This window comes from Catenuloplanes sp. NPDC051500 (genome assembly GCF_044454585.1).
GTDB lineage: Bacteria > Actinomycetota > Actinomycetes > Mycobacteriales > Micromonosporaceae > Catenuloplanes.
The window spans coordinates 1-21,728 of the sequence record NZ_JBITDX010000012.1; the positions used below are offsets into that span (position 1 = coordinate 1).

20 protein-coding genes and 2 tRNA genes are annotated in these 21,728 nt (G+C 70.4%); 12 read left to right on the forward strand and 10 right to left on the reverse strand.

All coding sequences use genetic code 11. The features are described from left to right. Window positions 1–104 precede the first annotated feature (104 nt). From ACIA8K_RS23760 to ACIA8K_RS23770, 3 genes are all read left to right on the forward strand, one after another. On the forward strand, window positions 105–890 hold the full coding sequence (locus tag ACIA8K_RS23760) for a helix-turn-helix domain-containing protein (protein WP_396062743.1): 786 nt from the start codon (window positions 105–107) through the stop codon (window positions 888–890). Window positions 891–916: 26 nt separating this feature from the next. Further along, complete coding sequence (locus tag ACIA8K_RS23765; protein WP_396062745.1) at window positions 917–1,399, forward strand: MarR family winged helix-turn-helix transcriptional regulator; 483 nt, start codon at window positions 917–919, stop codon at window positions 1,397–1,399. A 590-nt stretch (window positions 1,400–1,989) separates the two neighbouring features. Continuing rightward, window positions 1,990–2,643 carry a M15 family metallopeptidase gene (locus tag ACIA8K_RS23770; protein ID WP_396062747.1) on the forward strand — a complete coding sequence of 218 codons (654 nt, stop codon included), beginning with the start codon at window positions 1,990–1,992 and terminating at the stop codon, window positions 2,641–2,643. Window positions 2,644–2,803: 160 nt separating this feature from the next. On the opposite strand, the gene ACIA8K_RS23775 is transcribed toward ACIA8K_RS23770, so the two are convergent. Next, window positions 2,804–2,877: transfer RNA gene (locus tag ACIA8K_RS23775), tRNA-Met, on the reverse strand. 208 nt (window positions 2,878–3,085) lie between these two features. Beyond that, window positions 3,086–3,159: transfer RNA gene (locus ACIA8K_RS23780), tRNA-Met, on the reverse strand. Between the two features lie 234 nt (window positions 3,160–3,393). On the opposite strand from ACIA8K_RS23780, the gene ACIA8K_RS23785 reads away from it, so the two are divergent. Beyond that, on the forward strand, window positions 3,394–3,999 hold the full coding sequence (locus ACIA8K_RS23785; RefSeq protein ID WP_396062749.1) for an ATP-dependent Clp protease proteolytic subunit: 606 nt from the start codon (window positions 3,394–3,396) through the stop codon (window positions 3,997–3,999). Window positions 4,000–4,160: 161 nt separating this feature from the next. On the opposite strand, the gene ACIA8K_RS23790 is transcribed toward ACIA8K_RS23785, so the two are convergent. The 3 genes from ACIA8K_RS23790 to ACIA8K_RS23800 form a co-directional block, all read right to left on the reverse strand. Next, a complete protein-coding gene (locus ACIA8K_RS23790) occupies window positions 4,161–4,832 on the reverse strand; it encodes a hypothetical protein (RefSeq protein WP_396062751.1) in 672 nt (223 codons plus the stop codon). 79 nt (window positions 4,833–4,911) lie between these two features. Continuing rightward, complete coding sequence (locus tag ACIA8K_RS23795; protein WP_396062753.1) at window positions 4,912–5,595, reverse strand: response regulator; 684 nt, start codon at window positions 5,593–5,595, stop codon at window positions 4,912–4,914. Window positions 5,596–5,844: 249 nt separating this feature from the next. Next, window positions 5,845–6,711, reverse strand: coding sequence for a spermidine synthase (locus ACIA8K_RS23800; RefSeq protein ID WP_396062755.1), 867 nt, complete (start codon window positions 6,709–6,711; stop codon window positions 5,845–5,847). Between the two features lie 129 nt (window positions 6,712–6,840). Here ACIA8K_RS23800 and ACIA8K_RS23805 point away from each other — a divergent pair, with 129 nt between their 5' ends. Then, window positions 6,841–8,376, forward strand: a complete 1,536-nt coding sequence (locus ACIA8K_RS23805) for a DUF1800 domain-containing protein (protein ID WP_396062757.1) — start codon at window positions 6,841–6,843, stop codon at window positions 8,374–8,376. Window positions 8,377–8,424: 48 nt separating this feature from the next. Further along, a complete protein-coding gene (locus tag ACIA8K_RS23810) occupies window positions 8,425–9,675 on the forward strand; it encodes a DUF1501 domain-containing protein (protein WP_396062759.1) in 1,251 nt (416 codons plus the stop codon). A gap of 18 nt (window positions 9,676–9,693) precedes the next feature. On the opposite strand, the gene malQ is transcribed toward ACIA8K_RS23810, so the two are convergent. Beyond that, window positions 9,694–11,646, reverse strand: a complete 1,953-nt coding sequence (malQ, locus tag ACIA8K_RS23815) for a 4-alpha-glucanotransferase (RefSeq protein WP_396062761.1) — start codon at window positions 11,644–11,646, stop codon at window positions 9,694–9,696. Between the two features lie 63 nt (window positions 11,647–11,709). Continuing rightward, window positions 11,710–12,993 (reverse strand): ABC transporter substrate-binding protein, encoded by a 1,284-nt coding sequence (locus ACIA8K_RS23820; protein WP_396062763.1) that lies wholly within the window; start codon window positions 12,991–12,993, stop codon window positions 11,710–11,712. 170 nt (window positions 12,994–13,163) lie between these two features. Here ACIA8K_RS23820 and ACIA8K_RS23825 point away from each other — a divergent pair, with 170 nt between their 5' ends. From ACIA8K_RS23825 to ACIA8K_RS23835, 3 genes are read left to right on the forward strand one after another with little or no spacing between them, the layout of a single operon-like run. Further along, window positions 13,164–13,412, forward strand: a complete 249-nt coding sequence (locus ACIA8K_RS23825) for a hypothetical protein (RefSeq protein ID WP_396062765.1) — start codon at window positions 13,164–13,166, stop codon at window positions 13,410–13,412. Between the two features lie 21 nt (window positions 13,413–13,433). After that, on the forward strand, window positions 13,434–14,264 hold the full coding sequence (locus ACIA8K_RS23830) for a phosphoribosylaminoimidazolesuccinocarboxamide synthase (protein ID WP_396062767.1): 831 nt from the start codon (window positions 13,434–13,436) through the stop codon (window positions 14,262–14,264). Window positions 14,265–14,275: 11 nt separating this feature from the next. After that, entirely contained in the window at window positions 14,276–15,256 is a 981-nt protein-coding gene (locus ACIA8K_RS23835; protein WP_396062769.1) for an acetylxylan esterase, read from the forward strand. Between the two features lie 44 nt (window positions 15,257–15,300). Here the strand turns inward: ACIA8K_RS23835 and ACIA8K_RS23840 are convergent, their stop codons facing one another. Beyond that, window positions 15,301–16,602 (reverse strand): family 16 glycosylhydrolase, encoded by a 1,302-nt coding sequence (locus tag ACIA8K_RS23840; RefSeq protein ID WP_396062771.1) that lies wholly within the window; start codon window positions 16,600–16,602, stop codon window positions 15,301–15,303. Between the two features lie 154 nt (window positions 16,603–16,756). Between ACIA8K_RS23840 and ACIA8K_RS23845 the strand changes: the two genes are divergently transcribed. Together ACIA8K_RS23845 and ACIA8K_RS23850 are read left to right on the forward strand one after the other, a co-directional pair. After that, window positions 16,757–17,695 (forward strand): ribose-phosphate diphosphokinase, encoded by a 939-nt coding sequence (locus tag ACIA8K_RS23845; RefSeq protein WP_396062773.1) that lies wholly within the window; start codon window positions 16,757–16,759, stop codon window positions 17,693–17,695. 460 nt (window positions 17,696–18,155) lie between these two features. Then, window positions 18,156–18,632, forward strand: coding sequence for a CAP domain-containing protein (locus ACIA8K_RS23850; protein ID WP_396062775.1), 477 nt, complete (start codon window positions 18,156–18,158; stop codon window positions 18,630–18,632). On the opposite strand, the gene ACIA8K_RS23855 is transcribed toward ACIA8K_RS23850, so the two are convergent. Further along, the gene (locus ACIA8K_RS23855) at window positions 18,629–20,017 is read right to left on the reverse strand and encodes an MFS transporter (RefSeq protein WP_396062777.1); all 1,389 of its coding nucleotides are present in this window, start codon (window positions 20,015–20,017) and stop codon (window positions 18,629–18,631) included. The genes ACIA8K_RS23850 and ACIA8K_RS23855 overlap by 4 nt on opposite strands. 28 nt (window positions 20,018–20,045) lie before the next feature. Continuing rightward, entirely contained in the window at window positions 20,046–20,498 is a 453-nt protein-coding gene (locus ACIA8K_RS23860; RefSeq protein WP_396062779.1) for an ATP-binding protein, read from the reverse strand. A 97-nt stretch (window positions 20,499–20,595) separates the two neighbouring features. Here ACIA8K_RS23860 and macS point away from each other — a divergent pair, with 97 nt between their 5' ends. Continuing rightward, window positions 20,596–21,714 carry a MacS family sensor histidine kinase gene (gene macS, locus ACIA8K_RS23865; protein WP_396062781.1) on the forward strand — a complete coding sequence of 373 codons (1,119 nt, stop codon included), beginning with the start codon at window positions 20,596–20,598 and terminating at the stop codon, window positions 21,712–21,714. The last annotated feature ends 14 nt before the right edge of the window (window positions 21,715–21,728 follow it).

Sequence of the window (21,728 nt, forward strand, 5' to 3'; positions counted from 1 at the left end):
ACGCTGACCCGGATCAAGCACCAAAGGCGCGGCGGCACGATTCACAACCGCCACCGTACCAACCGACTACCTATTTACGAGACAGAACACTAGCGTCAGCTCGCATGACCGTCACCGCGCAGTCCCGCCCGGCCGGCCTGTTGCTCCGCCGGTGGCGGGAGCGCCGCCGCCTGAGCCAGCTGGAACTGTCGATCCGCGCCGGGATCTCCACAAGGCATCTGAGCTTCATCGAGACCGGGCGCTCCCGGCCCACGCCGCAGATGATCCTGCGCCTGGCCGAGCAGCTGGACATGCCGCTGCGGGAGCGCAACGAGGTGCTGCTGGCCGGCGGGTACGCGCCGCGGTATCCCCGGGCCGGGCTGGACGCACCAGAGTTGAGCAGCGTGCGGGCCGCGTTGCGGATGGTGTTGGCCGGTCACGAGCCGTACCCGGCGGTGGTGGTGAACAGGTGGTGGGAGCTGCTTGACGCGAACGCGGCCGTGCCGCTGCTGACCGCGGGCTGCGCGCCGGAGCTGCTCGCGCCGCCGGTGAACGTGCTGCGGCTGAGCCTGCACCCGGAAGGGCTGGCGCCGCGGATCGTGAACCTGGCGCAGTGGCGGTCCCATCTGCTCGGGCAGCTGCGCCGCCGGGCGGACCAGCTCGGCGACGCGCGCCTGGTGGGGCTGTGGGAGGAGCTGCGGGCGTACCCCGGCGGATTGGATCCTGAACTGCCCGCAGGGCGGGTGGTGCTGCCGATGCGGCTGCTTGCGGACGGCGGCGAGCTGGCGTTGTTCTCGATCGCGTCGCGGGTGGAGACGGCCGCGGACGTGACAGTCGAGGAGCTGACGATCGAGACGTTCTATCCGGCGGATACGGTGACCGCGGAATCGTTTCGCGCGAGATTATCTTGAGCGGGATCAATAGCTATGCTTGGGCGATGAGCACGCCCCTTCGCGCCGAGCCGGACGTGTCGTTCCTGCTCAACCATGCCGCCCACGTTCTGCGGACCAGGATGGCGGCCGCGCTCGCCGAGGCCGGCCTGACCGCGCGCATGCATTGCGTGCTGACCCACGCGATGGACGGCGAGCGCACGCAGGCCGAGCTGGCCGAGATCGGCGACATGGACAAGACCACGATGGTGGTGACCGTGGACGCGCTGGAGCGGGCCGGGCTGGCGGAGCGCCGCCCGTCCGACCGGGACCGCCGCGCGCGGATCATCGCGGTCACCGACGCGGGGGCGGAGCTGGCCGTGCGCAGTCAGGAGATCGCGGACCGGGTGCACGCGGAGGTGCTTGACGCGCTGCCGCCGGACGAGCGCGAGGTGTTCCTGCGGGCGATGAACCGGCTTGTGGAGGGGCATCTGGCGCGGCCGGTGGAGACGTCGGTGCCGGCCCGCCGGGCTCGGCAGCGCGAGCACTGAGCCGCTGCTTGTCACCGCCGGGCTCGTGCTGGCGCTGCACGCGGTGGTCACCGGCACCGAGCGCGGCCCCTCCACCACCGTGCTGATCACCGGGCTGGTCGCCGCCGTGCTGCTGACCGGCTTCCTGGTCCGGCAGGCCGCCGCGGCGTACCCGCTGATGCCGTTGCGGATCTTTCGCTCCCGCGTGGTGTCAGGTGCGAACGCGGTGCAGGTGCTTGTGGTGGCCGCGACGTTCGGCTTCCAGGTGGTCGGCACGCTCTACCTGCAGCGCGTGTTCGGCTACTCGGCACGTGAGACCGGCCTGGCGCTGCTGCCCGCCGCGATCACCATCGGCGCGGTCTGGCGGGTATCGGCTGGCGTTCGCGATCGGGGCCGGCCTGATCGTGGCCGCCTTCCTGCTTGCCGCCGCCGTGTTGCGCCCGGCACCGGTAGCACCTGCCGAGCCGGTTCCCGTGACCGCCTGACCGGCAATCCCCGGTGGCGCCGGGGCGGTGCGGAGAACCTGGCGTGCCGGGCCTGCGGGCCGGAACTCACCGATCAGACCTCGCCCGGATATCCGATCGTCTCCTCCGATCAGGGATCCTTGGATCATGGAAGACAAGCAATCGATGATCCTGCTGTCCGACCCCGCGATAGCCGCGGTCCCGCAGCAGGACAACGGCGAGGAGCTGGTCGACGCGCGCGACCTGCTTCGCGTGGACGCCCGGGCCGCGGAGCCGACCGGGCGGTACGCGCTGATGCGTCGTGGCCTGGCCGAACGCCTGGTCACGGCGCAGGCCGCGCTGCCGGACGGCCTGAGCCTCCTGGTGATCGAGGGCTACCGGCCCTACGACGCGCAGCTCGCCATCTTCACCGGCTACCGCGACGAGCTGCGCCGCCGGTACCCGGACTGGCCGGTCGCCCGCCTGCACGTCGAGACCAGCAAGTTCGTCTCCCCGGTCGAGGTGGCCCCGCACAGCACCGGCGGCGCGGTCGACCTGACCCTCTGCGACGCCGAGGGCCGCGAACTCGACATGGGCACCGTGGTCGACGCTACCCCAGACGACAGCGCCGACGCCTGCTTCACCGCCGCCACCAACATCCCCGACGCGGCCGTCACGAATCGCACAATCATGGGAAACGCCCTACTCGAGGCCGGCCTGATCAACTACCCCACCGAGTGGTGGCACTGGTCCTACGGCGACCGCTACTGGGCCCTGATGACAGACGCCCCCACCACCATCTACGCCCCGATCCGAGCCTGAGCCCCAAGCCCTCCTCGCCGGAGGAGGGCATCACCACCCCACCCGAACGCGCCCAGCACCAAACCCGCCGGAGCGGCAAGACGCGCACGCTTCACGCCACAACGCAAAACGCGGCCCCTAGAACCTAGGAACCGCGCCTCACACCTTGCAACTTCATTCGTAGCGGGGGCCAGATTTGAACTGACGACCTCTGGGTTATGAGCCCAGCGAGCTACCGAGCTGCTCCACCCCGCGTCGCATCTAGAACACTAGCGCGCCCGCCCCAAATCCGCGAATCAATACCCCAGACCCCTCGTACCCCCGCCGCTCCGAGGTTCTGAAACTCGCGCCAACTCGCGGTGGGCGCCCACCGCCCCGTGGGGTTTCCGGGGCTCGGCCCCGGAGCAGAATGCGAAGAGGGACCATGTTCGCGCTTTCCGCGAACACAGTCCCTCGTCCCTCGTAGCGGGGGCCAGATTTGAACTGACGACCTCTGGGTTATGAGCCCAGCGAGCTACCGAGCTGCTCCACCCCGCGTCGGCTTCCAAAGACTAGCTGGCGTGGCGCCGAGAATGCAAAACGGCTGGTCATCGATCGTGTCTTTGCAGGTCAGAGGGGATGGGAGGGCGGGATCAGGGCAAATGTGGTGGCGGGGAGGACCGGTGGCGCGTGCAGCACGAATAATGGGGGTGTTCGCTGTGCGGGGAATCGCTTGGTTCGGGGGCCTTCGCGGCGGAGTGTTGACCTGACGTTGAACCGAGGGGTGGTTGCATGGATAGGGACGAGCTCGTGATGCGTGCGGGTGGCGGCAGCTTCGATGACGAGGTCTTCCAGCGGCTGCTCCGTGAGCGGATCATCTTCCTGGGCAGCCAGGTCGACGACGCCGTGACGAACCGGATCACCGCGCAGATGCTGCTGCTGGCGTCGGAGGACAGCGAGAAGGACATCTCGCTCTACATCAACTCGCCGGGTGGCTCGATCAGCGCCGGCATGGCCGTGTACGACACGATGCAGTACATCAAGAACGACGTGGCGACGATCGCGGTCGGCATGGCGGCCTCGATGGGCCAGTTCCTGCTCTGTGCCGGCACGGCGGGCAAGCGGTACGCGCTGCCGCACGCCCGGATCATGATGCACCAGCTGTCCGGCGGCATCGGCGGCACGGCGGCGGACATCGCGATCCAGGCGGAGAGCATGCTTCACGTCAAGAAGGTCATGAATGAGCGGATCGCGTTCCACACCGGTCACACGCCGGAGGAGATCAACCGCGACTCCGACCGTGACCGCTGGTTCACGGCTCAGGAGGCCAAGGACTACGGCCTGGTGGACCACGTGATCAGCCGGGCGAACGTCGGCGCGGGCGCACACCTGCTCTAAGCGTCAGGCGTCAGGCGTCAGGCGTCACGAAGAGCGCAGACGGGTGGGGGTGGAACCGGCGCCCCCACCCTCTTTGCGCCGGTCCCACCACACACGTGAGCTTTCTCCGGGGAGAAAGACTCGTGAACGGGCCAGTGGCAGCCGGCCCGCCCGGAGGAAGTTCAGTGCGTCGCGCGGCTGCGGTGCACGGCCGCGAGCGCCGCGTCCGCGTACTCCCGCTCCTGCTGGAAGCCCAGGAGTAGCGCACCCGGCAGCCGTACGGAACCGACCTTGCGCTGGAAGTTTGGCCCGTTGAGCAGCCCGGTCAGCGTTTCGATCTTGGTTTCGTTGAGGCCGAGCACGTCCGAGTGCTGAATGCGGAAGCCGGAGATGGCCCGCCGCAGGATGTTGGCCAGGAAGCCGCCGCCGACGTCGCCGCCGGAGATGGCGAGCGTGGGCCGCCCACCGGCCAGCGCGGCGCCGCAGACGAGAAGCACTTCCTGGGTGGAGTGCACGTACAGGTGGTACGGCCACTGGTAGAGCAGCTGCCCGACCATTGTCTGATGGTCGCGCCTGCGGATCCACGCACGGTGGCTCCAGACGCGGCCGCGCTCGGCGGCGTTCTCCCGCTCCATCGGCCCGACGAAGATCAGGCGGCGGTCGGTGACCATGACGGTCGTCGACGGCGGCAGTGTCCACCGAACGGCGGAACGGGTCATTGTCTCGCTGTACAGGTGCTCCGCGACGCTTGCCCGGCCATGCCACAGCAGTTGTTCGCCCTCGTGGAGACGGGGTCCCTCGGGCAGCCGCGCCCCTTCCGTCAGACGGAAGTAGGAGGACGATTGATCGGCCATGAAAGAAACCTCCTCAATGCCCCACTCTGGTGGTTGAAGGCTCCACAGTCATGACACCTGATGGGGGGTCAAGCCGCGTTTAGTAGCGGTTCGACGCGTTTGATGCATTTGACCGATATTCCTGGACATCGTCTGGTTTTATCAGACCGTCCTCGATCGCCCGCGCCAGCAACGCCGCCTTGGACGCCGCCGGGCGGCCCGCCTTGGCATATTTGATCCGGGCGCGGTCCACGTACTGCTTGACCGTGTGCTCGCTGATCTGCATGCGGCGGGCGACTGACGCCTTCGACATGGACTGGAACCAGAGCAGCAGTGCCTCGCGCTCCTTCTCCGACAACGCGGGACGCTCGGGGCGGCGGTCGCCGACCATGGCGCCGGCCAGCGACGGAGCAACGTACGGCTGGTCCATCGCGGCGGCGAGCACGGTCTGGACACAGTGCTCCTTGCCCTCGTTCTTCGCCAGGAACGCGACGGCGCCGGCCTCGACCACGCGCAGCACCGTGTCCGCGTCGGTGTGCTCGGAGTAGACGACCACGCGCAGGCCGGCGTCGCAGAGGTCGGAGACGCGGTCGATCACCATGCGACCGTGCAGGTTCAGGTCGAGCAGCAGCACCTTCACATCGCCGGCGGCGGCCAGGACGTCGTCGATCGACGAGCCGGTGGCCACCACGCGCAGCCGCGGGTCGTCGGCGAGCCAGGATCGCACGCCCTCGAGCACCACGGGGTGGTCGTCGACAATCGCCACCGTGACGGGCGTGTCCACCGCGGGTTCCTCCTACCGGTTGCAACCGTCGATCGGGAAGCGGTCCCGGCCGGCCCAGAAGCAACCCGCAAGGACCGAAGTTCGCAATGATTGAACTCTGTATCAATTGGCCAGCGCAAGGTCTGCATAGGAAATGCCTACTTCCGACACACGCCCCTGGCAGGCTATCCGCTCCTTCGACAATAGCCAATACATCGAAAGTGAGCGTTGCGATGTCTGGGTGCGCCCGTTCCCGTTGACCTGTGCCCGTTAAAGCGGGGGACGCTCCGGGCGGAGCAGCTCCGGCGGGGGCGGCGAGGGTTCCGCGTCCGCGTCGGTGACCACCCGGCCGCCGTCGGCGAAGCGGTCCAGCTCCGGGCCTGCCTCCACCCGGCTCGGGAACCAGTCGCCGGCCATCCGGCGCCGAAGATCGGGCAACGGCAGCGGGGTACGCCCGGCCGCGATCACCAGGTTGCCGTAGCGCCGGCCGCGCAGCACCGTCGCGTCCGCGATCAGGCACACCTCCGGCAGTACCGACCGCACGGTCGCCACCGCGTTGCGGCCGAACCGCAGCGGCGGGCTGTCCGCGATGTTCAGGATGTAGCGGCCGTCCGGGCGCAGCAGCCGCACCACCTGCGCGGCGAACTCCACGGAGGTCAGATGGGCGGGCGTGCGGGCCTCGTCGAACACGTCGCCGATCACCACGTCGTAGGACGCGTCAGGTGTGCCGGTGACCACCTCGCGGGCGTCCCCGATGCGTACCCGGATCTTCGCGTCCTTCGGCAGCGGCAGCGTCTCGCGGATCAGCTCGACAAGCGCGCCGTCGATCTCCACCACCCGCTGCGTGGAGCCGGGGCGGGTAGCGGCCAGGTAGCGGGGCAGGCTCAGCGCACCGCCGCCCAGGTGCAGCACGCGCAGCGGCTCGCCGGGCGGCGCGGTCAGGTCAAGCACGGCGGCGATCCGGCGCATGTACTCGAACTCGAGCGCGGACGGATCGGCGAGGTCCACATGTGACTGCTGGGTGCCGTCCACCAGGAGCAGGAACGCGTTCTCCCGATCACGGTCCGGGACCACCTCGGCCACGCCGCCGCCACGGACGATCCGGCGCACCGTGCCGTCCCGCTTCTCTCTGCCCACGCGGCAACCCTCTCGCGTCCCGTTGATCTCGCGCAAATATGAGTAACACCGAGGTGCGGTCCGGTTGCGAACGGGCGCAGTCCGGTTGCCACGCATCAGATTGTCGCCCGCCCGGGCGACAGACACGGCATGACCGCACAGACCTCCCGGCGTACGCTGCTCGGCGCCGCCACCGCGACCGGCGCCGCCCTGGCGATCGGCACGCCAGGCGCAGCTCACGCCGCCGAAGCCTCGGGTGCGGGACTCGTCGCCGTGGACCCGCTGCGGCACCTGCTGCGTCGCGCCACCTACGGCCCGACGCCGGCCTCGATCGCGGAGATCCGCGCGCTCGGTGCGACCGCCTGGCTGGAGCGGCAGCTCAACCCGGCCTCGATCGCGGACGACGCGTGCACGACGCTGATCGGCCGCCTCCCGCTGGCCGGGCGCGACATCACGGGCGTGCGCGCGGCCGCGGCCGCCGGCACGTTCAAGAAGTACGGCTGGGAGGCGATGTTCCAGCTCGGCACCGCGGCCGTCGCGCGGGCGATCTGGAGCAACCGGCAGCTCCTCGAGGTGATGACCGACTTCTGGTCCAACCACCTCAACGTGACCTGCCCGAACGGCGACGTCTGGGACAGCCGCCCGGACTACGACGTCGCGGTGATCCGCAGGCACGCGCTCGGCACGTTCGCGGACCTGCTGAAGGCGAGCGCGCGGCACCCGGCGATGCTGACGTACCTGGACAACCGCTACTCGACCAAGGCGAAGCCGAACGAGAACTACGCCCGTGAGCTGCTCGAACTGCACACGGTCGGCCTGGTCTACAGCGAGGCCGACGTGCGCCAGGCCGCGGTGCTGCTCACCGGCGCGACAGTCGACGACAAGACCGGCCTCCACCGGTACGCCCCGGCCGCGCACGCCACCGGCGCGGTGACAGTGCTCGGCTTCAGCCACCCGAACGCGGACCCGAACGGCGAGCCGGCCGTCACCGCGTTCCTCGACTACCTGGCCACCCACCCGGCCACGGCCGAGCGGATCGCCCGCAAGCTGTGCGTGCGCTTCGTCGCGGACGAGCCGCCGGCCGCGCTTGTCGCCGCGCTGGCCACGGTCTACCTGGCGAACGGCACCGCGATCGCGCCGGTGCTGCGGGCGCTCTTCGCGTCCACGGAGTTCGCCGCGTCCGCCGGGCTCAAGCAGCGCACACCGCTTGAGGACCTGGCCGCCACGGTACGGGCGCTCGGCTTCGGCCCGGACGCGTCCGGTACGGCCGGGCTGACGTCGCTCTACTGGGCGCTCGAGCCGAGCGGGCACCAGCCGATGGCCTGGTCGCCGCCGAACGGCTACCCGGACGTGGCCGCGGCCTGGTCGTCGCCGTCCGGGCACCTGACCCGCTGGAACCTGCACATCAACCTGGCCGCGAACTGGTGGTACAAGCAGCTCACCCGGCCGGCGTCGCTGCGGGCCGCGCTGGTGCCCACGGTGCCGGCCACCTACGGCGGTCTGGTGGACGCGCTGGCGCTCCGGCTGGCCGGCACGACCATGAGTGCGGCGCACACGGCGGCGCTCGCGGCCTATTTCGGGAAAAGCACCGGAACCGCGCTCAAATCCACTGACCCGGCACTGAACGCGAATTTTCCTTACCTTGTCGCGCTCATCCTTGACTCGCCCTATTTCCTGGTGCGCTGAGCGGATGTCGAAGCCTTTTCCCGTACCCACGAATGATTGGTGTTGACAGTGAAGACGACGACCGAGTGCGGATGCGCGGAGAACACCGGCCTCACCCGCCGGGGCCTGCTCGGTCGTGGCCTGGCCGCGGGGATGGCGGGGCTGACCGGCGCCGGCCTCTCCACCCAGCTCGCGTTCGCGGCCACGCCGTCAGCGATCGCCCGTGACGTGCTCGTTGTCGTCTCGCTGCGCGGCGGCTTCGACGGGCTGTCCGCGGTGGTGCCGGTCGGCGACCCGGACTACTACGCGGCCCGGCCCGGCATCGCGGTGCCGAAGGCGAAGATCGCGGCCGGCGACGCCATGTTCGGCCTGCACCCGGCGCTGAGCCCGCTGGCCCCGCTCTGGAACCAGGGCAGGATGGCGGCGGTGCAGGCGGTCGGCCAGGCCGCGCCGAACCGCTCGCACTTCGCGGCGATGGAGGAGCTGGAGCGCGCCGCGGCCGGCACCTCGGTGCGCACCGGCTGGCTGGACCGGATGCTCGGCGGGATGGGCGCCACCGGGCCGCTGTCCGGCGCCTCGGTGGGGTCCGCGCAGCCGCACCGCGCGTTCGCCGGACCGTCGCCGGACCTGAGCCTGCGCGGCATCGACTCGTTCACGCTGAGCGGCGAGTCGAACAACCGGATGTCCACCGCGCTGAGCGCGCTCTACTCCGGAGTCGCCCCCGAGCTCGCCGCGCCGGCGCGCGCGGTGGTGGGTGCGCTCGGTGCGGTCGGCGCGGTGCGCGGCGTGACAAGCACTGTCACGTACCCGGACAGCACGCTGGGCCGGGCGCTTCGCGACGTGGCGCGGCTGATCAAGGGCAACGTCGGGCTGACCGCGGCCTGTGTGGACTCCGGCGACTGGGACATGCACGAGGGCCTCGGCGCCGCCGCGGCCGGCGGTCGCATGCACGACAACCTGTCCGGACTGGCGACCGCGCTGGCCGCGTTCGCCGCGGACACCGCGCTGCACAACGTCACAGTGCTCACGATCAGCGAGTTCGGCCGGCGGGTGGCCGAGAACGGCTCCGGCGGGCTGGACCACGGCTACGGCAACGCCATGCTCGTGCTCGGCGGCGGCGTACGCGGTGGCACTGTCTACGGCGCGTGGCCAGGGCTCGGCGCCGGCCGCCTGGTGAACGGTGATCTTGCGGTCACCACCGACTACCGGGCCGTGATCGGTGAGATCCTCCGCAAGCGCTGCGGCGTCTCGGCCACCGCGCTCGCGGAGGTGTTTCCCGGCGTCAACGGGAATGACCTGGGACTGGTCCTGGCCAGGTGATCCGGTGGGAGGCCGGGCTCAGTGCTTGTTCAGGATCTCCACGATCCTTGCGACGCGGGGATCGGCACGGAACTGCTCAAGCGTCACCGGCAGCGGGATCCGCCAGTTCGGGTACTGGTCCACGGTGCCGGGCAGGTTCGGCTGCCGCAGCTCGCCGAGCACGTCGTAGGGGGACGCCACCACCAGCCGGCACGGCGTCGCGGCCAGCGCCTCGTGCATCGCCGTGATGATCTCCTCCACCGACGGTTCGGCCGCGGTCAGGAAGCCGTTCGCACGCAGCAGCTCGATCAGCTGGGCGCGGTCCCGGCGCGCCTCCGCCTCGGCCTCGGCGACCGGGCCGGCCAGCTGCGCAAGCGAGGCGCGGACCCGGATGTGCTCCTCGGTGAGGAAGCCGGCCGCGGTGGGCAGGTCGTGGGTGGAGACCGAGGCCAGCGCGTTCGGCTGCCAGCGGGACAGCGGGATGAAGCCGTCCGCCCAGGCGTCCGGGTCGCGGGAGAACCACATCACGGCCGAGCCGAGCATGTTCCGTCGCTGGAGGCCGCGGGTCACCACCGGCAGCACGGTGCCCAGGTCCTCGCCGATCACCACCGCGCCGGCCCGGTGCGCCTCGAGCGCGAGGATGCCGGCCATCGCCTCCGGGTCGTACGTGACGTAGGTGCCGTCCGCCGCCCCGGCGCCGGGGAGCACCCACCAGAGCCGCCACAGCCCGGCCACGTGGTCGACCCGCAGGCCGCCCGCATGCCGCAGGATGCCGCGAAGCATGTCCCGGTAGGCCTGGTAGCCGGTGGCCACGAGCTGGTCCGGGCGCCAGGCGGCGAGGCCCCAGTCCTGGCCGAGCTGGTTGAACGCGTCCGGCGGTGCGCCCGCGTGCACACCCGAGGCGAGCACGTCCTGAAGCATCCAGCCGTCCGCGCCGCCCGGGTCGATGCCGACCGCCAGGTCGTGCACGATGCCGACCGGCATGCCTGCCTCGGCGGCCGCGGCGTTCGCGGCCGCGAGCTGCGTCTTGCACAGCTCCTGCAGCCAGCAGTGGAACGCGACCCGGTCCTGCCGGTCCGCTGCGAACGCGGCCACCTCGGCGTTGTCCGGGTGCCGCAGCTCGGACGGCCACTGCCGCCAGTTCGCCCCGTGCACCTCGGCGATCGCGCAGTACGTCGCGTACCCCCGAAGATCTTGATCGTCGGAGATCTCGAAGCCGGAGAGCGGGAAGATCAGCTCCAGCGCGGCCTGCTTGGCCCGCCAGACCTCGTCGTAATCGATCAGATCGCCGAGCGGCGGGCGCAGCGCGTCGATCTCCGCACGCAGCGCCTCGTAGCCGGGCACGTCGGAGACGCGCAGGTAGAGCGGGTTCCAGAAGCGGCGGCTGGACGGCGAGTACGGCGAGGACGGCACCGGATGCACTGGCGCGGGCGCGTGCAGCGGGTTGAGCAGCGTGAGCCCGGCGCCGGCCGCGCCCGACCAGGACGCCAGCGTCTTCAGGTCGCCGAAGTCGCCCATGCCCCAGGACTGCTCCGAGTGCACCGCGTAGAGCTGCAGCATCCAGCCCCAGGCCCGGGGTGCCTCGGGCAGCGCGTCCGGCACGACGACGAGGGTGACCTCCTGGTTCGCGGTGGTCAGCCGGTGCCAGCCGAGCGGCAGCCCGGCGGGCAGCTCACCGGTGACCGCGCGGGTGGTGCCGTCCTCGAACGTGACGGTGCCGGGCGCCGGCAGCGCGCGGTTCGCCGAGGCGCGCAGCACCACTGTCGCTGGCAGCCGGCGCGGGTCGTGCGCGGCACGGATCCGCTCCAGCGCGGACGCGACCATGGCCGGGGTGGACGTGTCCACCCCGAGCAGCCGCAGCGTGCCGGTGACGGCGGCGCGGCTCACGTTCGTGGGCTCGCGACGCCAGTTCTCGTACCAGGTGGCGACCCCGTACGCCTCCGCGAGCGCGACGAGGTCGGGCTCCAGGTCCCGGTTGACGTGGATCTCCAAAGCGCCCTCCGTAACAAGCTGAAGCCGTGCCTTACCCTCCCACGGCCACGCCTATTCCGGGCGTTACTTCAGTGCGGCGTTCGCCTCCGTGACGAACTGTTTGGCGGCCGCCTCCGGGGTCAGCGCGCCGGACTGGGTGCCCTCCGCGGCCTTGACCAGCGCGGCCCGGATCGCACCGTGCCCCTTCGGCGGCGGCAGCGGCGCGTTGCCGTACCTGGTGCTCATCTCGTTCGTGTACGCGATCGACGCCTTCATGATCGGGTCGTTGAGCGACACCTCGAGCTCGCGCCGGTTCTGCAGGTTCGGCGCGAGGCCGCGCTCGGTGCCGAGGATCGCGGCCGCCTCCGGGTCGTTGACCAGGAAGTCGATCACGTCTGCGGCCGTCTCCTGGTGCGCGGTCCCCTTGTGGACGCTCCAGTACATCGAGGCGCGTGCCCAGGCGGCGGACGCGGCCCCCGGGTACGCCACGATGCCCAGCTCGTTCTTGGTCTTCTGCTGCATCTCGGGCAGCTGGTTTGACCACATGAACGAGGTCGCGGCCTTGCCGGTGACCACGAGCTGCTTGGTGGCGTCGCCCGCGTTCGCCTCGTGGATGACCGGCGCGTCAGGCGTGACGCCCTCGTCGCGCGCGTCCTTCCAGAGCCGGAACCAGGCGGTCACGTCCGCCTCGGTGAAGCCGAGCGCGGCGCCGGAGTAGAACTCCTTGTTCTGCGAGCGCAGCCAGAGCCAGAACGCCTTGTAGTCGGCGGACGGGTCCATCGTGCCGGCCACCGCGCCGTTGCTCTTCTCGGTGATCGTGGCGGCCCAGGCGAGGTACTGCGGGTAGTTCATGCCGGACGAGGGGGCGGCCACGCCGAGCCGGTCCAGCAGCGACTTGTCGTAGACGAGCGCGGCCGTGTTCTCCGCTGCGGCGATGCCGACCTGCTTCTCGTCGACCCGGCCGTACCGGACCAGGCCGTTGGAGACCTGGGCCAGGTCGATCCGGTCGTCGGCGAGGTACGGCCCCAGGTCGAGCAGGTAGTCACGCTGGGCGAACTCGGTGAGGTAGTTGTCGTCGATCTGGAACAGGTCCGGCGCGGTGCCGCCGTCGATCCGTTTCGCGAGCTCGTCGAAATAGCCGGCGTTCGGCTGCGAGGAGACTGTGAACGTCACATTCGGGTGGCGCTTGTGATAGAGATCGAGCACCTGCTGGGTGAGCTGGATGCGCTTGTCGCCGCCCCAGAAGAAGAAGCTCAGCGTCTCGGCGGACCCCTCGCCGGCGCCGCCCTGGTCACACGCGGTGACGCCGCCCAATATCAGCATCGCGGCGGTGATCGCCCGCATTGTGGTGGATCTCGAAAAGCCCACGATCTCTCCAGCCCGACCCGAGTGACGCCTCATTAAGACCGCACGCGCCGGGACTGTCAATAACCCGGTCCCATTAGCGGCAAATAGTCTGCGCCGTGTTCCGATTCCTGAAACGACACCCGATCGGGGGTCAAGTCGCCATCCTTGCGAGGGAAGGTCAAGATGGAGGTATGGCTGCGATGAAGCGTTGGGCCGTCCGCCTGGGCGCCCTGTTCACCACCCTGACCCTGACCATCCTGATTCCCGCCGCGGCGTGGGCGAGCACGAACGGCGTGGCCGACGCGCTGATCGAGGAGCGCCGCCGGCGCAGTGGCGGAGGCGGCGGGTTCTTCCTGTTCGGCGCCGTCTGCTGCATCGGCGTCGTCGTCGTGATCGCGCTGATCGTCTTCATGGTGACGCGCGGCCGCAGGCGGAAGTAACACGCGTGATGTACTGATGGCGTGGAGCTGCTGCACTCGGGCAAGGTTCGGGACGTGTACGTGGACGGCGAGGACCTGGTCCTGGTCGCGTCCGACCGCATCTCGGTCTACGACGTCGTTCTGCCGACCCCGGTCCCGGACAAGGGCAAGATCCTCACTCAGCTCTCGCTCTGGTGGTTCGACCAGTTCACTGATCTGATTCCGCACCACGTGATCAGCGCGACCGACGTGCCGGAGGAGTGGGCCGGTCGCGCGATCAGGTGCAAGCGCCTGACCATGGCCAAGGTGGAGTGCGTCGCGCGGGGCTATCTCACCGGCTCCGGCATGAAGGACTATCTGGCGACCGGCGTGGTGTCCGGCGTCGCGCTGCCGCCTGGCCTGGTCGAGGCGTCTCGCCTGGCTGAGCCGATCTTCACGCCGTCGACCAAGGCGCCGATGGGTGCGCACGACGAGCCGATGACGTTCGCGGAAGTGGTCGCTGAGGTCGGGCCGGATGTTGCCGACCAGCTCCGCGATATCACGTTGAATGTCTATAAAAGGGGCGCGGAGATCGCGGCCGAGCGGGGCCTGATCATCGCGGACACCAAGCTGGAGCTGGGCTGGGACGCGGACGGCGTACTGACCCTCGGCGACGAGGTGCTGACGCCGGACTCGTCCCGGTTCTGGCCCGGCGACAAGTACCAGCCCGGTCGCGTGCAGTTCTCGTTCGACAAGCAGTACGTGCGCGACTGGTCGCTCAGCACCGGCTGGGACAAGACGCCGCCCGCGCCGGAGGTCCCGGCCGAGGTGGTCGAGGTCACCCGCGCCCGCTACGTGGACGTGTACGAACGGATCACCGGCACCCGCTGGTAGCGTCCGGCGGCATGGCGCTCTTCGACCTACCGCTTGACCAGCTGCGGGCGTACCGGCCCGAGCCGCACATCCCCGGGGACCTGGACTCGTTCTGGGCCGAGACGCTCGCGGAGGCCCGGTCCGCCGGAGCACGCCCGGTGGCCACGCCGCTGGAGACGCCGTTCGCGAACGTGCGCACCTACGACGTCACGTTCACAGGTTTCGCCGGTCAGCCGGTCAAGGGCTGGCTCAACGTGCCGGCCGGCGCTGACGGCCCGCTCCCGGTGGTCGTGGAGTTCATCGGGTACGGCGGCGGCCGCGGCCTCCCGCACGAGTGGCTGCTCTGGCCGTCCGCCGGCTACGCGCACTTCGTGATGGACACCCGTGGCCAGGGCGCGTCCTGGCGCGGCGGTGACACGCCCGACCCGGGCCCGGACGGTGCCGGCCCGAGCCACCCCGGCTTCATGACCCGCGGGATCCTCGACCCGTACACCTACTACTACCGGCGCCTGTTCGCCGACGCGGCCCGCGCGGTGGAGAGCGCGGCCGACCTGCCCGGCGTGGACGCGTCCCGGCTGGCCGTGGCCGGCTCCAGCCAGGGCGGCGCGCTCTCGCTTGCCGCCGCCTCGCTGGTCCCGTCGCTCGTGCACGCGGTGGTGTCGCAGGTGCCGTTCCTCTGCCACATCCGGCGGATGGTCACGCTTGTGGACACCGACCCGTTCCACGAGCTGGTCCGCTTCTTCCGGGTCAACCCGCACCGGGTGGCCGCGGCGCAGCGGACGCTCGACTACATCGACCTGCTTCACCTGACGCCGGCCGCGACCGCGCCGCTGCTGGCGTCGGCCGCGCTGATGGACGCGACCTGCCCGCCGTCCGGCATCTTCGCCGCGGTGAACGCGTACGGCGGCACGGAGAAGACGGTCGAGGTCTACGAGTGGGACGGCCACGAGGGCGGCCGGGCCGACTTCGCCGGGAAGAGCGTCGCGTTCGTGAACGGCCTGCTCAAGGCATGAAAAAAGTGGCCGGCACACCTGTGCCGGCCACTTCCGCGGTGCTGTTACGCCTTGACCCACTTCTGGTTCGGGGTCCCGGCGCAGTCCCACAGCTGGAGCTTGCTGCCGGCCGCGGTGCCGTTGCCCCGCACGTCGACGCACTTGTTGGCGGCGACGTTGACCAGGTCACCGGCGCCGCTCAGCACGAAGTTCTGCCAGGCGGAGCCGTTGCAGTTCGCCAGCTGGATGTTCGTGCCGCTCGCGGGGTTGCCGCCGGCCACGTCCATGCACTTGCCGAGCGCGGTGAGCGAGCCGTTGCTGTTGAACGTCCACTTCTGCGCGCTGTTGTTCAGGCAGTCCCAGATCTGCAGCGGCAGGCCGTCCTGCGACTGGCTGCCCGGCACGTCGATGCACCGCCCGGAGCCGTTGCCCTTGAGCGAGACGCCGCCTGTGCTCGGCGGCGGGGTGCTGCCGCCGTCAAGCGAGTAGACCCGGATGTAGTCCGCGACAAGGCTCTGCGGGAACTGGGTGCTGCCGTCCGGGTAGCCCGGCCAGTTGCCGCCGACCGCCAGGTTCAGGATCATGAAGAACGGCTTGTCGAAGACCCACCGGTTGCCGTTGAGGTTCGCCGGGGTCTTCCGGGTGTACTCGACGCCGTCCAGGTACCAGACGATCAGGTTCGGCGACCAGTCCACCGCGTACGTGTGGAAGGTGTCGCCGAGCGGCGCGTTGTTCACCTTGGAGCCGGTCAGGCCGCCCGCGCCGGAGTAGCCCGGTCCGTGGATGGTGCCGTAGACCGTGTTCGGCTCCTTGCCGATGTTCTCCATGATGTCGATCTCGCCGCTGCCCGGCCACGGGTTCGAACCGATGTCCGCGCCGAGCATCCAGAACGCCGGCCAGATGCCCTGGCCCTTCGGCAGCTTCAGGCGGGCCTCGAACCGGCCATACGTCTGGGTGAACTTGCCGCTTGTGAGCAGTCGCGCGGACGTGTACTGACAGGTGCCGTAGTGACACTGGTAGCCGGCCGGGTTCTCCCGGCGGGCCGTGATCACCATGTTGCCGTTGCCGTCGGTAGCCGCGTTGCTTGCGCTGTTCGTGTAGTACTGCAGCTCGTTGTTGCCGAAGCCGCCGCCACCGATGTCGTAGTTCCACTTCGCCGCGTCCGGGCGGGTGCCGGCCGCGCTGTTGAACTCGTCAGACCAGACAAGCGTGCTTGCGGCGGACGCCTCGGGCTTGTTGTTGGTCAGGTACAACGCGCTGCCGAGGCCGGTGGCGACGACGGACAGTGCGAGCAGCGAGCGGCCGATCTTGCTCGAGTAGATCCAACGGGCGCGACGAGGACGGTGCGCCCCGGGTATCTGGTGCATGTGGGTTGCACCTTCCGGTCGAACTGCGTGGTTAACGGGCTGACCGCATCGAACCGCACGAATCCTGAGAGGGTCAAGAGAGCGCTCTCAAATTTAGGGTGGAGTTAGGCCGGGCCTGCTCAGCGGTGATCGGCGCGTGGTTAAGCTGCCATCCGTGCGTGACATCGCAGTGTTCAGCGGAAGTGCCCACCCGGAGCTCGCCGAAGAGATCTGCAGCCATTTGGGCGTACCGCTTCTCCCCACCCGTGTCTCCCGATTCGCCAACGACTGCCTGGAGGTCCAGCTACAGGCCAACTGCCGTGAGCGCGACGTGTTCCTGATCCAGCCACTTGTGCCGCCGGTCCAGGAGAACCTGGTCGAGCTGCTGCTCATGCTTGATGCGGCCCGTGGCGCCTCGGCCGCCCGCACCACTGTCGTGCTGCCGCACTACGCGTACGCCCGGTCCGACAAGAAGGACGGCCCGCGCATCTCGATCGGCGGCCGCCTGGTCGCTGACCTGCTGGTCACGGCCGGCGCCGACCGGGTGCTGGCGATGACGCTGCACTCGCCGCAGGTGCACGGCTTCTTCAGCGTCCCGGTCGACCACCTGCACGCGCTGCGCGAGCTGGCCGACCATTTTAAGCAGTACGACCTCACCGACACCGTGGTGGTCTCGCCGGACCTCGGCAACGCGAAGGAGGCCGCGGCGTTCGCCCGGATGCTCGGCACGCCTGTCGCGGCCGGTGCGAAGCAACGCTTCAACGACGACAAGGTCAAGATCTCCGCGGTGATCGGCGACGTGGTGGACCGCGACGTCATCGTGCTCGACGACGAGATCGCGAAGGGCAGCACGGCCATCGAGCTGATGGACCACCTGCGCGAACTCAAGGTCCGCTCGATCCGCCTGGCCTGCACGCACGGCCTCTTCTCGAGCGGCGCGCTCCAGCGGCTGAGCGAGCAGCCCGGCGTACTGGAGATCGTCTGCACGAACACGGTCCCGATCCCCGAGCCGAAGCGGGTGCCGAAGCTGCAGGTGCTCTCCGTCGCCCCGGCCCTCGCGGAGGCGATGCGCCGCATCCACAACGGCGAGTCGGTAAGCGCGCTGTTCCACTAAATCCAAATCCAGGGCATATGCCCGCTTCCGCCGTGGTGCTGCCCGTTTGCTCCCGCGGGCAACGGTCGTCGCTGGCGCTCCTCCCTGTCGGCTCCGCGGTGGTCAGGACAAACCCGATCGCGGGCGCGGTCCGCAGCACAGCTGCAGACCGCGCCCGCTGTGCTTGGTGGCCCGCCGTGCTGGGTGCCCGCCCGTGCTGGGTGCCCGCCCGTGCTGGGTGCCCGCCCCGTGCTGGGTGCCCGCCCCGTGCTTGGTGGCCCGTCCTGCTGGGTGGCCCGCCGCTGTGCCGTGCGCGGTCGGCGGTTGCGAAACGGTGGCTGGATCTGGCACCCGTCCGGGACCCGAGTGCTCACCGCATAGCACCTGGTCGATCTATCAAGGTTTGCGACCGCCCGCCGAACTTGATTGGCGTAACGCTGAGCGACACCGCACAGCGAACGCCAACCGAGAGGCACACATCTTGCGCAACCTGGTCCGCTCCGCCGCCCTGACCGCCGTCGCCGCCGTGATCGTGATCGGTGGCACCGCCACCGCCGCGACCGCCGCCGTGACCCCGGCCACCACGCTGGAGACCCAGGTCGTCGCACAGACCAACGTTGAGCGTGTGAAGGCCGGCTGCACCGCGCTGACCGTGGCGCCGGCGCTGACCGAGGCCGCCCGCGCCCACAGCACCGACATGGCGACGTTCGGGTACTTCAGCCACACCGGCCGCAGCGGTTCGACCTTCACCCAGCGGGTGGCGGCCGCCGGTTACGCCAAGGCCGTGGGCGAGAACATCGCCTGGGGCTACGCGGACGCCGCCGGCGTGATGACCGGCTGGATGAACAGCCCCGGCCACCGCGCGAACATCCTCACCTGCAAGGCCACCACGATCGGCGTCGGCGTCGCCCGTGACGCCCAGGGCACCCTCTACTGGACCCAGGAGTTCGGCGCCTAAGAGGCTTTCTCCACCCCCCGTTGATCAAGGGATCGGCGTCCTCGGACGTCGGTCCCTTGATCTGTTTCCGGTGACCGAACCGCGATTCGGCCGGCCACCGCAAGCGTGACCAGGCCCGCGGCCGCGGTAAGCGTCAACGCGCCCGCGAACCCCGCGTCGCCGAGCGAGTGGAAGATCAGACCGGCCACGGAGAGCGAGATGCTCGCGGCGGCCGCGTCGGAGATGGCCTTGGCGCTGAGGTTGAAGCCCTGGGAGTCCGGCGACGAGAAGGCCAGGACCGCGGTGCTGACCCGGGGGTACATCGCGCCCATCCCGCCGCCCGCGGCCAGCCAGCCGAGGCCCGCGACCAGTGGGTGCAGGCCGAGTGCGGCGGTGGCCAGGACGGTCAGCACACCGGCGGCCAGCAGCGCCGCGCCCAGGCGGATCACGGTCTGGTGGCCGATGCCGGCGGCGAACGGGCGGCCCTGGAGGTCGGAGGTGAGCGCCCAGGAGAGCGCGGCCGCGGTGAGGAACGCGCCGGACTGCCAGGCCGGATAGTCGTACCGGTCCTGCAGTAGCAACGGCAGGTACGCCTCGGTGCCGAAGAACGCGGCCCCGGACGTACCACAGAGCAGGATCGTGGCCGGCAGACCGCGCACGGCGCGCAGTGTGCCGCGGGGGAGCAGCTGCTTCATCGCCAGCCCGGCCGCGAGCAGCGCCGGCGCCACCACCAGCCAGGACGGCACCAGGCTGAGCACCACCACGACGGCCGCGACCACTGTGGCGGCGCCGATCCGGCGGAGATCGCGGCCGGTCAGCGGCGAGACCGTGACCGGCGGGATGCGGCGCAGCGCGGGCAGGATCAGCGTGGTGACAAGCGCGACAAGTGCCAGCACACCGAGGAAGACCCAGTGCCAGGAGAACGTCTCCGCGACGATGCCGGCCGCGAACGGCCCGATCAGCGACGGCACCACCCAGGCGGCCGCGAACAGGCCGAAGAGGCGCGGGTGAAGCGAAGGCGGGTAGAGGCGGGCGACCACCACGTTGAGCGCGACTGTGTAGGCGCCGTAGCCGAGGCCCTGCAGGAACCGGCCGGCGATGAACACGGCCATCTGCCCGGCCAGGCCGGCCAGCGCAAGCCCGGCTGCGAACACGCCGATCGCGATCAGCAGCGGCCGGCCCGGTCCGCGCCGGTCCGCGAGCGTGCCGCCGGCGACCATGCCGACCGCGCCCGCCGCCAGCGTGGCGGCGAAACCGAGCGTGTAGAGGTCGCGGCCACCCAGGTCGGCCGTGATGATCGGCATGACCGTGGTGACTGCAAGCGACTCGAACGCGGCCAGGAAGACCAGGCTGACCGCGCCCACCGTGGTCAGCAGGTGCCGCCTGTCGAAGACACTGTCGATCATGAAGGGACCGTACGACGTGAAGCGGGCTTCAGGTCAACGCGGTGGCGATCCGCACCGTCGTCCCCTCCGGGCCGCTCACCACCTCGATGCTGTCGGTCAGCTTGTCCGCCAGGAACAGGCCCCACCCGCCCGGCGCCGCCGCAAGGAGCCGGGGCTCGGCCCGGACGGTCCTGTCGAAGCCGCGGCCGCGGTCCACCACCTCGCAGGCCACCCGCTTGCCGTCGTGCCAGAGTCGCAGGCCGCCGCTGCCACCGCCGTGCCGGACCGCGTTGGTGAGCAGTTCGTAGACCGCGAGCACGAAGTCGTCGAGCCGCTCGCCGTTCAGGCCCGCGGCCGCGGCGCAGTCCGCAACCCGGTGGCGCAGCGCTGTCACGCCGGCCGCGTCGAAGCGACTTTCGAGCAGGCCGACAGCGCCCGTGGACGGATCCGAAGGCTGCGAAGCGGGATGTGAAGCGGGGTACGAAGCGGGGTGATCGGCCATGCCCAGTTCCCCTCGCCTGCTGGTCAAGGGCGTACGGCATGCCCACAGTACGCGTTCCGTCGCTCCGGGACGCAACCGAGTGTGGCACGGTGACACCGTGCAACAGGGTCTACAGGCTCCCATGTGGCGGGCGATCGGCGCGTACCGGATCACCTCGCTCATCTATGTGGCGGTGCTGATCGTGCGCAATGTGGATCAGTACGCCAACCCGCTGGCCACCGGCCCGGTCTTCGCGTTGATGGTCGGCTGGACCGCGTTCGCGACCGCCGCGTTCGCCCGCCCGCAGTGGCGCCGCTGGCCGCTGCTGATCGTGGACCTCGCGGTCGCGCTCGCCGTGGTGGTGGCCGGTCCCTTCGTGATCGGCCAGACCGCGCTCAGCGACGGCGTGCCCACGCTCGCCGTCACCTGGCTCGGCGCACCCGTGCTGACCTGGGCGGTCTCCGGTGGCCGCCGCCGGGGCGTGGCCGCCGCGCTTGTGCTCGGCGCGGCCGACATCTCGGTCCGCGACCAGTTGCACCCGTCCACGCTTAACGGTCTCGCGCTGATGCTCCTGGCCGGTTTCGTGGTCGGCCTGGTGGCGCGGCTCGCGGTCGAGGCGGAGGAGCGCATGCAGCGCGCGATCCAGCTGGAGGCCGCCACCCGTGAGCGGGAGCGTCTGGCCCGCGACATCCACGACTCGGTGCTTCAGGTCCTGGCGCTGGTGCAGCGGCGCGGCGCCCACCTGGACGGCGAGGCCGGTGAGCTGGCCCGCCTCGCCGGCCAGCAGGAGGCGAAGCTCCGCATGCTGATCGCGGACGGCCCCGCCGGCCCTCCGCCGGCCGAGGAGGGCGACGCCGACCTGCGCGCCGTGCTCGGCCGCTTCGCCTCGGACACGATCTCGTTCGCGAGCCCCGCCACTCCGGTGCTGCTGCCGTCCCGAGCCGCCGAGGCAGTCCGCGCCGCCGTCAACGCCACCCTCGACAACGTGTCCCGCCACGCCGGCCAGCACGCCCGCGCCTGGGTCCTGCTCGAGGACGACACCTCCACGATCACCGTCTCGATCCGCGACAACGGCCCCGGCTTCCCGCCCGGCCGCCTGGAGGAGGCCGCCTCCCAGGGCCGCCTCGGCGTCGCACAGTCCATCCGCGGCCGCATCGCCGACCTCGGCGGCACAGTCGAAATCTTCTCAACCCCCGGCGACGGTACGGAAGTCGAACTCCACATCCCCCGCCCCTAACCCCAATGCCGCGT